Annotated in this window: 10 protein-coding genes; 1 reads left to right on the plus strand and 9 read right to left on the minus strand. The window is 59.4% G+C overall.

From position 1 onward, the window contains the following. Positions 1 to 5 precede the first annotated feature (5 nt). From BW33_RS28245 to BW33_RS03700, 4 genes are read right to left on the minus strand one after another with little or no spacing between them, the layout of a single operon-like run. Positions 6 to 872 (minus strand): hypothetical protein, encoded by an 867-nt coding sequence (locus tag BW33_RS28245; protein WP_081794170.1) that lies wholly within the window; start codon positions 870 to 872, stop codon positions 6 to 8. After that, positions 865 to 1,710, minus strand: a complete 846-nt coding sequence (locus tag BW33_RS28250) for a hypothetical protein (RefSeq protein ID WP_081794171.1) — start codon at positions 1,708 to 1,710, stop codon at positions 865 to 867. Before BW33_RS28250 ends, BW33_RS28245 begins: the two co-directional genes overlap by 8 nt. Continuing rightward, positions 1,707 to 2,555, minus strand: a complete 849-nt coding sequence (locus tag BW33_RS03695) for a DUF4123 domain-containing protein (RefSeq protein ID WP_047597137.1) — start codon at positions 2,553 to 2,555, stop codon at positions 1,707 to 1,709. Before BW33_RS03695 ends, BW33_RS28250 begins: the two co-directional genes overlap by 4 nt. Further along, positions 2,552 to 4,624 carry a type VI secretion system Vgr family protein gene (locus tag BW33_RS03700; protein WP_047597138.1) on the minus strand — a complete coding sequence of 691 codons (2,073 nt, stop codon included), beginning with the start codon at positions 4,622 to 4,624 and terminating at the stop codon, positions 2,552 to 2,554. Before BW33_RS03700 ends, BW33_RS03695 begins: the two co-directional genes overlap by 4 nt. 375 nt (positions 4,625 to 4,999) lie before the next feature. On the opposite strand from BW33_RS03700, the gene BW33_RS03705 reads away from it, so the two are divergent. Beyond that, entirely contained in the window at positions 5,000 to 6,301 is a 1,302-nt protein-coding gene (locus BW33_RS03705; protein WP_047597139.1) for an OprD family porin, read from the plus strand. Positions 6,302 to 6,413: 112 nt separating this feature from the next. Here BW33_RS03705 and BW33_RS03710 read toward each other — a convergent pair whose 3' ends face one another. From BW33_RS03710 to BW33_RS03730, 5 genes are all read right to left on the minus strand, one after another. Then, positions 6,414 to 7,034, minus strand: a complete 621-nt coding sequence (locus BW33_RS03710) for a transglycosylase SLT domain-containing protein (protein WP_047597140.1) — start codon at positions 7,032 to 7,034, stop codon at positions 6,414 to 6,416. A 43-nt stretch (positions 7,035 to 7,077) separates the two neighbouring features. After that, positions 7,078 to 8,016: a carbohydrate kinase family protein gene (locus BW33_RS03715; protein ID WP_047597141.1), complete on the minus strand. Its 939-nt coding sequence runs from the start codon at positions 8,014 to 8,016 to the stop codon at positions 7,078 to 7,080. Between the two features lie 13 nt (positions 8,017 to 8,029). After that, positions 8,030 to 9,526 (minus strand): xylulokinase, encoded by a 1,497-nt coding sequence (gene xylB, locus BW33_RS03720; protein WP_047597143.1) that lies wholly within the window; start codon positions 9,524 to 9,526, stop codon positions 8,030 to 8,032. A gap of 135 nt (positions 9,527 to 9,661) precedes the next feature. Beyond that, complete coding sequence (locus BW33_RS03725; protein ID WP_047597146.1) at positions 9,662 to 11,134, minus strand: mannitol dehydrogenase family protein; 1,473 nt, start codon at positions 11,132 to 11,134, stop codon at positions 9,662 to 9,664. 17 nt (positions 11,135 to 11,151) lie between these two features. Continuing rightward, a complete protein-coding gene (locus BW33_RS03730; protein ID WP_047597148.1) occupies positions 11,152 to 12,255 on the minus strand; it encodes an ABC transporter ATP-binding protein in 1,104 nt (367 codons plus the stop codon). Between the last annotated feature and the right edge of the window lie 50 nt (positions 12,256 to 12,305).

A 12,305-nucleotide genomic window follows, 5' to 3' on the forward strand; every position in this document is an offset into this window, starting at 1 on the left:
AATCCTTATTCATTACACCCGGGATACACGGAGCAATCGCGTCCATTCAGTTTGAAAGTTCTAAATTGAGGGGGCGAAGTACATAGTTCTTCTCGACTAGAATTCCAGCGTCCAGTACATGGCTTCCAGCCACCTGGGAGCTTGATCCAGTAATTTTGATAGTATGGTTCTTCTAATGGGGATAATTTGAACTCTACATGGACTGACTTGTTCGATATGTCGCCTCTTGCGATTACGCCACCAAGCTTGCGACGTTTAAAGCGATCGTGTGTCATTTCCCACTCAGGGCCTGTTGCTTCACAGGAAAGGATTTTTTCAATTTCGCCTTTTTTGATTTTTGATGTGCTTATCTGGAAGTACCAAGTGCAGATTCCGCGTTGCTCTATAACGCTAGAGGCCGACTCTATTGTGATGGAGGCCTTATCTGCAACTGAAAGCCCACCTGCTAACTCCATGTCGCGATCCAAGGAGCCTGGGCCGTATCTACCGCTTAGCTCATAGCTAACGCTTGTAAGCTCCATCGAACAGTCCGCGATATTATATTCAAGCGGAATATCCGTAGATACTGTCTGCTCAACTTGCTTTGCCTCAGTCGTATTAGATTTTTGTTGTTGGCGTGTCACCTTTCCACCAAGGCCGGGGCTATAGATATCGCATTTTTTTCCATCTTTAGGAGAGTATTTGGCTTTTGATGTGAAGCCGAATTTGGCAGGGATGGTGGCAACTAGAGTGAAGTGATCGTTGCTGTAATAGCTTGTAGCCCCTTCTAACGAGTTGCTCGCAATTTGCCCGGCAAAGCTGCATGCGCCCATTAATGGTAGAACAAGGAAAAACACAATTCTGACACTGTGCGGGAAATAACGGTCACTCATTAATTGCTCCTTGTTCAACGCAGTTTGGATATACGGTGCATTCGCGCTCATTTGCCATGAAGGATCGGAATATAGGTGGATCTACACATCGGGCCGTATATTTCGTTTCTTGACAAGGTTTCCATCCGTAAGCTGTTTTAATCCAGCGATTAGCTTTGGAGGGTTCTTCAATTTTAGAGAAATTAAATGTAACGCTGATTATATTTTTTGACAGTATGTCTCGAGCTATCGTGCCCCCAATTTTTTTTTGTTGGGAATAATCAGCCTGGACTTTCCACTTTTCGTCCGCGGCGCTGCATGACAAAATTTTCTCAATATTGTCTTTTTTCGTCTTCGCTGTGCTGATTTGAAAAAGCCATCTACAGATTCCACGTTGTGCTATTACATTTTTAGAAGGTTGTTCTGGGGCGCTCTTGAAGTCTTTTACAGTTAACCCTCCTGCAAATTCCAAATCACGATCCCGGGCGCCCGTTCCATAAGAAGCACTCACCTCATAACTAACCCTGCCAAGCTCCATCGAACACCCCGCAATGTGATATTCCAGCGGTATATCCGTAGACGCAGTCTGCGCTTCCGCTTTTGCTTCAACCGTATTGGACTTCTGCTGTTGACGGGTGACGTAGCCGCCGAGTCCGGAGCTGTAGACCTCGCAGGTCTGGCCCGGTTTTGGGTAGTAGTGTGCTTTAGAGGTGAAACCGACGTTCGCCGGTACGGTGGCGACCAAGGTGAAATGGTCGCTTGAGTAGTAACTCACGCTGCTTTCGGCAATCTGTTGCGCGAAGCTGCATCCGGCCAGTGCCGGTAGCACTGCCATCGCAAGGCAAAGACTGATTCTCAAGCCAGGACGCCTGCTTTTGGATTACTGAACACTCGCTGACAACGCGCAAAATGTACTTCGGGTGTCTCCCCCGAAAGGGGTTCCCACGCGATATCAGCTTCGCATTGTGGCGACAGGCGCAGGCTCAGCATCAACTGACGTTGTTCTTCGGTTCGCCAGTCCCAAGCCTCAAGCAGGTCCAATTGCTCCTCAAGCCATTCACTGACAACTCGGGTTTCGGCCAGTGTGGCAGCCGCATCGACGTGGTAGGTCAGCAACCAGCGCTTGAGGTTGTCTCGCAGGATGCTTCTGGCTTGCTCGCCCGACTCCGGAGTGCGTAGCCATGGCGCCGGATTCGGCACCGGATACATCCCAGGCCTACTGTTATCTGCACTTTTCCATTGATCCTGGTCCCAATACAGCACGCTGCTGATTGGCCCGAGCAGCAGCGGCCATTCGGTTTCCTTCATGTTGCCCAGGCAGCGGGCCAGAACCCGGTTGTCTTGAAAACGGAACAGCGAGCGCTCGCCGTCTTCGTCGATGACCATACGGGCAACCCAGTGCTGAGTCAGACTGTCGAGATCAGCCTTGTCCATGCTGCCGATCCAGCCCCAGTTCCGCTGTGGCTCATCGAGTAGTTTGCGGAAAGCATCATTGCCCGGGTTCTGCAGTTCAGTCAGCCATGGACTGATGGCGGCGAACTGCGCGTATTCGGTACGGCGATAGAGTTGTACCGAGCGTTGCATGACGCCGGCGCTGTATAGCGAGGTGACCGGATTGGGTTCGGCGAGGCTGTCCAGTGCCAGAATCAGCACGCGATTGAGTCTGGCCTGTTCGCCTAGCCAGTTGTTGAGTGCTTCGCTCATGCTGTAGCTCCCAGATCGCATTTTCCTTCGCGGCAGGCTTCGCAGATCGGGCAACGTATGTCGCCGGCAGCGCGAGCGGCTTTGGCCAGGGCCATCTGTGCGGCGGCCGGGACGAGCAGGGCACCTGCTTTGTCTTTCGCTGCGGCCCACGGGATGACAGGTTCAAGAATCCCGATCCCGGTCCCCACACCCGGCGCACCACCGGTATTCACCTTCACCTCGGCGCCGCTGATGGTCACCCCACCCGCATCCACCTTCACAAAGCTCCCACCCGCCTTGGCGGTCAGCTCCATGCCACCCTCGATTACCACTTTCTCACCTGCGTGATAGTGAATCTCGGTCCCAGCTTCGACAAACTGCGCCGTACCGACTTTCACATGCTGCGTCACGCCCACCGTCAGGTGATCATCCGCGCGCATTTCACTGATGCGATCCAGATGGGTAATCCGGTGTTCCTCGACCTTGAACTCGCTCAGGGTGTTGGCTTCAACCGTGTCATGCCGCTCATTCCCCACGCGGATCTTCTGGTCGTGCTCGATGTTTTCATCCCAATCGCGCTGGGCATGGATGTAGATCTGCTCCACACCCTTTTTGTCTTCGATGCGGAACTCGTTGTAGCCCTTGCCGCCCGGGGAACTGAGGGTTTTGAAGGTGCTGCGGGTCTTGTTCGCCGGCAGGTCGTAGGGGACGACGTTTTCCTTGTGGTACAGGCAGCCGGTGACGAGTGGCTGGTCGGGGTCGCCTTCGAGGAAGGTGACGAGGACTTCCATGCCGATGCGCGGGATGGCGATGCCGCCGTAGGCCGCGCCGGCCCAGCCGCTGGCGACGCGCAGCCAGCAGGTGGTTTTGTCGTCGGACTGGCCGTCGCGGTCCCAATGGAACTGGACTTTGATGCGGCCGTACTGGTCGCAGTGGATCTCTTCACCGGCCGGGCCGGTGACGACCGCGGTCTGGCTGCCAAGGACTTTTGGTTTCGGGTGTTCGAGGGCAGGGCGGTAGTGCGTGTCCCACGGGGTGGCGAGGAAGCTGTTGCGGTAGCCCTGGTGGAAATCGCTTTTGTTGTCGGTGACGTCGCTGGTGACGTTTTCACCGAGCACTTGCGGTTGTTTGCCTTCGTGGAAGACTTCGAGCAGCAGCCACAAGTCGTTCCATTCGGCGCGCGGGTGTTCGGCCAGGGTCAGGAAGTGGCCGCTGGTCAGGGTCGGTTCGTCACCTTTGCCTTCGGCGAGTTTGTAGTCGCTGCGATGGCGCTCCAAGGCGCGGGTCGAGAGAAATTTGCCGCGCTCGCGAGTGGTGAAACGACCGGGGTAATCGTAGTCCTCAAGATCCGGGGCGAACTCGGATTTGACCGCGCCTTCGGGCAGGATCTTCGGTTTTTCGAAGTCGTAGTCGCGGCGGCTGACACGTGTGGTGCGGGTTTCCAGGCGCAGGTTGAAACGCTTGATCACCGGCTTGTCGGCGCTCATGCCGGAGTCTTGCTGGTAGCTCACGGCCTTGAGTTTGCGGAACACTGTCTGGTCGTCGCCGAACACCAGTTTGTGGCCGCTGCTGCTGTGCTGGAAGTGGAAGTGAATGCCTTCCTCTTCGCACAGCCGCTGGATGAAGTGCAGGTCGGACTCGTCGTACTGCACGCAGTAATCGCGCTGCGGGTACTCGGCGTTGAGCTGGAAGCTGTAAGCGTCGGCCAGAATGCCGCGATCTTCGAGGACCTGGGCGATGATCTTCGGCACCGTGAGGTTCTGGAAAATCTGCTGGTCATGGTTGTGCCGCAGATAGGCCAGTTGCGGCACCAGGCTGATGCTGTAGCGGGTCAGGGTCTTGCCGGAATCGCCTTGTTCGATGCGATACACCAGGCCATGAATCTTGCCTTCGCCAGTGGCGCCGAAGGTCAGTACGCCGGGCTTGTGCAGCAGCTCTTCGAGTTTGAGGTCGGGGCGGGCGCTGACCAGTTCGAGGTCGAAACGGAAAGGCTCGTTGAGGGCTTCGCGACCGGTGAAGCTCAGCACTTGCAGGTCGGCGGAGGCGCCTTCGAGGGTAAGGGTAATGTGGGTAGCGTTGGCGTCCAGCATGCCTTGAATTCCGTCCATTGAATAAGCAGGTGACGGATGATGGAGGATTAGACCGCCTCGTTCAAGGCGCAAATGCCGTAGGGACGGGACCCGCAGGGTATAGGGAAAACCCCTATGACGGCGTTTGCACCCAATGAAATCGGGAGCTTCGTAGCCCTGAGCCACTGGTCAGCGCGCGGTTTGAACCCATCGCAGGCCGAAGAATCGCCTGTCAGTTTCAGACTAAAGTCGCCTTCAGACCGTCAAAGCCATCTGCCATCATTGCAGCTCACCCCTGCGTGTCCACTTCTTCCCGGCTATTTTTTGACCCGGGACGGGAGCTATTTTTCTGGCTGACTGCGCCCCGGCGCAAACGCTGCACTGTTGGAGTTTTTCATGCGTCCCCCATTTCCCCTCATCACCCCGCGCCAGTCGTTTGGCTTCGGAGCCGTTGTGCTGTGCGCCGGTTTTGCCGCGCAGGTTCAGGCCAGCGGTTTTCTCGAAGACACCACGGCGAAAATCGAATCGCGCACGGTGTACTTCAACCGCGATTTCCGTGATGGGCACACCTCCAGCGACCAGGGCGCTTCCAAGCGTGAAGAGTCGGCGCAAGGCTTTATTCTCAATCTGCAATCGGGTTACACCGAGGGCACGGTCGGCTTCGGTATCGATGCGCTGGGCATGCTCGGTTTTCAGCTCGACTCCAGCCCTGATCGCAGCAACAGCGGCTTGCTGCCGTCCAGCGGCGACAACCCGCGCGGCTCGAAGGGCCAGTACGCGAAAATGGGCCTGACCGCCAAGGTCAAGGTCTCGGACACGGTGTTGAAATATGGCGCGCTGCTGCCGGATCTGCCGCTGCTCAAGTACAACGATGGCCGCTTGCTGCCGACCCTGTTCAACGGTGGGATGCTGACCTCCAGGGAAGTGAAGGATCTGACCTTCATGGCCGCGCGTCTGGACAAGTATACCGCGCGCGATTCCACCGACTCGCAAGACATCCGCGTGCACTGCAAGAACAAGCGCTACGCCTGCAACACCACCGCCGACCATTTCGACATGTACGGCATCGACTACAAGATCAATGATCGCCTGACCGCGCAGTATCACTACGCCGAGCTGGAAGACATCTATCGCCAGCACTTCATTGGTTTGCTCGGCAATCAGCCGCTGGGCGACGGTGTGCTGAAGGCCGATCTGCGGATGATCAAGAGTGCCGACAGCGGCGCTGAGCGTGCCGGTTCCATCGACAACCGCGCCTTGAGCGGCATGCTCTCGTACGGCATCAGCGGCCACACTTTCAGCGCCGGCTGGCAGCGCATGAACGGCGACAACTCGATGCCGTACCTCGATGGCAGCAATCCGTATCTGGTCAACTACGTGCAGGTCAACGACTTCGCCGCGGCGCAGGAGCGCTCCTGGCAGTTGCGCTATGACTATGACTTCAGGGCCATCGGCATCAACGGCCTGAGCTTCCTGACCCGCTATGTCAACGGTGATCACATCAAGGTGCCGGGCAGCGATCAGGAGGGCAAAGAGTGGGAACGCGACAGCGAGTTGAAGTACGTGATCCAGACGGGCACGTTCAAGGATGTCAGCCTGCGCCTGCGCAATGCGACTTACCGCACCAATTACGAGAAGTTTGCGCGGGATGTGGATGAGACCCGGTTGATTGTGAGTTACAACTTTTCCGTCCTGTAAACTTCACCCCCTGTAGGAGCTGCCGGAGGCTGCGATCTTTTGATCTTGTTTTTTCCAATCAAGATCAAAAGATCGCAGCCTCCGGCAGCTCCTGCAGGGGATCTTCGACAGCCTACAACCAGTGCCAGAACCGGCTCCAGAAGCCGCGATTCAGATCTTCCTTGCACCCGGCATACTGCCGCGCATACACGTCGGAGCGCGCCTGCACCTTGCGTGCAGTGGGCATCAGCCAGGCCTTGCTGGCGTAGGTCCTGTTGCGGAAACCGCCCCAGCCTTCGTGGTAGTTGAGGTACTGGTTATAGGCGTCGTACTTGTACACGCCGTTGATCGAGGTGGTCTTGTCCATGTACCAGCCGACGAAGTCGATGGCGTCGTCGAAGTCTTCGCGATCGGCGCCGTGTCTGCCGGTGCTTTTCTGATAGTCGGACCAGACTTCGTCCTTGGCCTGGGCGTAGCCCGAGGCAGTCGTCACCCGGCCCCACGGAATCACCCACAACAGGTATTTGCGCGGCGTCTTGGCGTCGTAGCGGTAGCCGGACTCCTGATACATGATCGCGAAGGGCACCTGGATCGGTACGCCCCAGCGCTTTTGCGTGACTTGCGCCGCGTCGTACCAGTCGCTCTTCTCGCGGAAGATTTCGCAGATGTCTTCCGGCGAACGCGGCGGCGAGGTGCCGCAGCCGCTGAGTAGTCCCGCCAGTATCAAAAGTCCCGCCGTCCGCCCCGAAATCAAACCGTCATCCCCATGCGCGCAAAAAGGCCGACAGTCTACGCGCTCAGGTCAACTGGTGACGATAGGGTAAATCCGGACCGGTCTTGCTGCACGTAAGGGCGGCCGCCCGTACGGCAAACCTGAGCATCGCGTCGATCTGCTCGCGGCTGAGTGCTTGAACCCCTTCGACCGAGTCCAGTTCTTGCTCGGTCAGCCAGGTGATCAACGCTGCTTGAAAGGTATCGCCGGCGCCGACGGTATCGGCGATCTTCACCGAGCACGCCGGTACTGACCACGAACCGTGGGCGCGGCTGAATACGGTGGCGCCTTCGCCGCCACGGGTCAGGAACACCAACTGGCAGCGATGCTGCAACCAGCCTTCGATCACGCGTTTTGGGTCCTGCTCGGGATACAGCAGGCTCAGGTCTTCGTCGCTGACCTTGATCATGTCGGCCAGTTGCACCAGGGTCGCCACGCGCTCGCGCCACAGATCGATGTTCGGCTCGGGGTTGAGGCGCACGTTGGGGTCGAGGGTGATCAGGCGCTTGCCGCTTTCGCGCTGCACCAGGGTCAGCAGGGTGTCAGCAATCGGTTGCACCACCAGCGAGAACGAGCCTATGTGCAGGCCGCGCACGTCAGCGCCGAGCTGCGGCAGATGGGCGAGGCTTAATTGGCGATCAGCGCAGCCCTCGCCGCGAAAGCTGTAATGCGGCGAACCGTTGGCGCCGACCGCAACCATCGCCAGCGTGGTTGGCGCGGCGAAGTCGATCAGGTAATCCGCACGCACGCCTTCATCCTGCAGCACTTGCTGCAAACGCCGGCCGAGATAGTCGGTGGACAGTCCGGCAAACAGCGCCGAATCCACCCCCAAACGACGCAAGCCGACCGCGACGTTGAACGGCGAGCCGCCGGCAATCGCCTTGAAATTGACCTTCGAGGCCAGACCGCTGGCATCGTCTTCGCTGAAGAAATCGAACAGGGCTTCGCCACACACCAAATACATAATTGTTTGCTCTTTATAGGGTTGCGACAAGCTGTTGATAGCGTTCATAGGCCTGCTGGAACGCCGCGACATTGGCGGCAACCGGCAGGGTTTCACTGTGCAGATCGAGCTTTACGCAGCGCTGGCACAGATCGGCCAAAGTGTCCTCGTGGCCGTTCGACCATGACTTGCACCACGCCGCCTGAATCGCCGCGCCGAGGGCTGCGGCTTCGCTGTGTTCGGTGCAGATCACCGGGGTGTTCATGATGTCGGCGACGATCTGCCGCCATACCGTACTTTTCGAGCCGCCGCCGATCAGGCAAATGCTGCGGCTTTGTAAACCATTGTGGCGCAACAGATCCAGTCCATAACGCAAACCGAAGGTGGTGCCTTCGACCACGGCGCGACACAGGTTGGCCTGGGTCAGGTTGCTCAGGGTCAGGCCGTGCAGGCTGCCGGTGGCATGGGGCAGGGCGGGGACGCGCTCGCCGTTGAGGAATGGCAGCATGCTCACGCCTTCGGCCCCGATCGGCGCCTCGGCCACGAGCTGATTGAACTGCTGCAGATCGAGGTCGAACAGTTCGCGAATTGCACCGGTGGCGTTGGTCAGGTTCATGGTGCAGATCAGCGGCAGCCAGCCGCCACTGGAGGAACAGAATGTGGCGACCGAAGCCTCCGTGCTGACCTGCGGCGCCTCGGCGTAGGCGTACACCGTGCCGGAGGAGCCGAGGCTCATGGTGATCGCTCCCGGCTGAATGTTGCCGGTGCCGATGGCGCCCATCATGTTGTCGCCACCGCCGCTGGCGACCAGCGCATTCGGGTTGAGGCCGAGCTGTTCGGCAATCGTCGGCTGCAGGGTGCCGATCGCTTGATGCGCGTCGATCAGCTCCGGTAACGCGGCTTGCAGGCGACCCGAGGCGTCGATGTCGCGCAGCAATTGCAAGTCCCACTGGCGGCTGCGCACGTTGAAATAGCCGGTGCCGGAGGCGTCGCCGTATTCGCTGCAGGCGCGCCCGGTGAGCCAGTAATTCAGATAATCGTGGGGCAGCAGGATGCGTGCGATGCGCGAGAACACCTCCGGGTACTGTTCCTTGGTCCACAGCAGTTTGGACACGGTGTAGCCCGGCGCGATGACCACACCGAGGCGCTCCAGCGAGCCTTTTTCACCGCCGAGGTGTTGGAGCAGACGGTCGTTTTCATCCGTGGTTTCGGTGTCGCACCACAGCTTGGCCGGGCGCAGCACCTGGCCCTGATCGTCGAGCAGCACCAGGCCGTGTTGCTGGCCAGAGACGCCAATGCCGAGGATCGACTGACCGTCGACATCGGCCGCGAGCAAGGCGCGGCGGGTGGCGAGGGCGAAGGCGTCCAGCCACTGCCGGGTGTCCTGCTCGCGGCGGCCATTGGTGCCGCTGATCATCGTGTGCGTGGCGGCGCCTTCGCCGAGCACCTGACCGCTGGCGGCATCGAGGATGAGCGCCTTGGTGCCCTGGGTGCCGCAGTCGATGCCGAGGAAGAGTTGTCGGGTGGTCACAGTGAGGCCCTCAGGGTGTCAGGTTTGCCAGGGTGGGGCTGCCATTCGCGAGCAGGCTCGCTCCCACATTTTGAAACGCGTTCCCCTATGGGAGCGAGCCTGCTCGCGAAGGCGTCGGTAGTGTCACTGCTGGAGTCAGGCCAGCACCCGCTCCAAAGTGCGCGTCACACCCACCTCACGCAAGCTGTTGCAGCACCATTCAAATGCCGCCACAAACGCCGCCGAGCGTGGAATCGCCGTGCCGAAGATCTCCTCAACCGCCAACAACCGCTGGGTGATCAACGCATCATCCGCCACCAGCCCCTGACAAAACTCTGCCCGTGGATCGGGAATCGCATAGGTGTCGCCATTCTCATCCACGCCCTTCAAATACAGCGCCCAGGCCGCCACCACCAACGCCGCACGCCTGGTTTCCTGACCATCGGCGATCAAGCGATTGATCGTCGGAACAGTGAACTTGGGAAACTTCGACGAGCCATCCGAACACACCCGCTCCAGCTGATCGGCAATCGCCTGATTGGAAAAACGCGCCACCAGGGTGTTCTTGTATTCGGTCAGATCGATGCCCGGCACCGGCGCCAGTTGCGGGGTGACGTCGAGGTCCATGTAGGCGCGCATGTAGCGCACGAACAGCGGGTCGTTCATGGTTTCGTGAACGAAGCGATAGCCCTTCAAAAAGCCCAGATACGTCAGCGCCAGGTGGCTGCCGTTGAGCAGTTTGATCTTCATTTCTTCGTAGGGCGAAACGTCATCGGTGAACTGCACGCCGACTTGTTCCCAGGCCGGGCGACCGTTGACGAATTTGTCTTCCAGCACCCACTGCACAAAAGGCTCGCAGACCACTGGCCAGGCGTCGTCCACGGCGTGTTTGTCGGCCAGTTGCAGACGATGCGCGGTGCTGGTCATCGGCGTGATGCGATCGACCATGGCGTTGGGGAAACTGACGTTCTGCTCGATCCAGTCGTGCAGTCCTGGGTCGCGCAGGGTGGCGAACGCGAGCAGTGCCTTGCGGGTCACCGCGCCGTTGTGCGGCAGGTTATCGCAGGACATGAGGGTGAACGCCGGTGTGCCTGCGCCACGGCGCTTTTCCAGCGCGGCGCAGAGGAAACCGAACACCGTTTTCGGGGTTTGCGGATGTGCCAGATCGTGTTGGATCTGCGGCAGGTGCGCCATGAATTCGCCGTTGCTGTCGTCGATGCAGTAGCCGCCTTCGGTGATGGTCAGCGAGACAATGCGGATCTGCGGATCGGCGAGTTTGTCGATCAGCGCCTGTGCGCCATCCTCGGCCAGGAGCATGTCGCGGATCGCACCGATCACCCGCACTTCGGTGTCATTGCTGTCGCCGAGTTCAAACAGGGTGAACAGGTAGTCCTGCTCTTTGAGGTCGTCACGGGCGCGGCGGTCTTCCGCACGCAGGCCGACGCCGCAGATTGCCCAGTCCAGTGCCTGACCGCTGTTCATCAGCGCATCGGTGTAGTAAGCCTGATGCGCGCGGTGGAAACCGCCGACGCCAATGTGCGCGATGCCCTGACGGGTGTCGCTGAGGCTGTAGGCCGGCAGTTGCACCTCAGGTGCCAGGCGATGCAGGTTTGCTTTATTCAGTTTCATCGGGCAGGTCTCGAAGTTCAGGCCGCCGCGCGCAGCGGGCGGGTCAGCGCCACGCCATCGGCGTCGAACAGGTGGCAATGGCTGGCGTCCAGGTGCAGGTTCAGTTGCTCGCCGTAGCGGCTCGCCAGGTCACCGCGCACGCGCATGGTCAGGGCTTCGCCGGCGCTGGTGGTGACATGGCAGAACGTGTCGCTGCCCAGGCGTTCACTGACGTCGGCGGTGACTTGCAGGGTGCAGTCGCCCGGTTTCGCCAGTTCCAGATGTTCCGGGCGAATGCCCAGGGTCACCGCGCTGCCGACGCTCAGATTGGCGGCGTTGAACGGCAGGGTGATGCGCGTGCCGGCATCCAGCGAGACCTCGCAGGTCTGGCCGTCGACGCGGGCGATTTTGCCCTTGAGGAAACCCATTTTCGGCGTGCCGAGAAAACCGGCGACGAACAGGTTGGCCGGGTTGTGATAGAGGTCCAGTGGCGAGCCGACCTGCTCGATCTTGCCGCCGTTGAGCACCACGACTTTGTCGGCCATAGTCATGGCTTCGACCTGATCGTGGGTCACGTAGATCATCGTGGCTTGCAGGTCCTTGTGCAGGCGCAGCAGCTCCAGACGCATCTGCACCCGCAGCGCGGCGTCGAGGTTGGACAGCGGTTCGTCGAACAGGAAGATCTTCGGATTGCGCACGATCGCCCGGCCGATGGCGACCCGTTGCCGTTGGCCGCCGGACAGCTGTTTCGGCTTGCGTTCGAGCATCGGCCCGAGTTCCAGAATGCGCGCCGCTTCGCCGACCTTTTTCTCGACTTCGGCTTTCGGCACGCCCGCCAGATCGAGGGCGAACGACATGTTCTTCTTCACGGTCATGTGCGGGTACAGCGCGTAGGTCTGGAACACCATCGCCAGATCGCGCTTGGCCGGGCTGACTTCGGTGATGTCGCGGCCATCGAGTTCGAGGGTGCCGCCGCTGACTTCTTCCAGCCCGGCGATCAGCCGCAGCAAGGTGGATTTGCCGCAACCGGACGGGCCGACGAAGACCACGAATTCTTTGTCGTTCACCTCAAGGTCGATGCCCTTGATGATGGAGAAACCTTCGAAGCCTTTTTGCAGATTCTTGATTTTCAGGTTGGCCATGATGGTGGGCCTCCGCTTAAGTTAATTCAATTGCGCCGGGCATGCTTTTA

Source organism: Pseudomonas sp. RIT288, from assembly GCF_000631985.1.
GTDB lineage: Bacteria > Pseudomonadota > Gammaproteobacteria > Pseudomonadales > Pseudomonadaceae > Aquipseudomonas.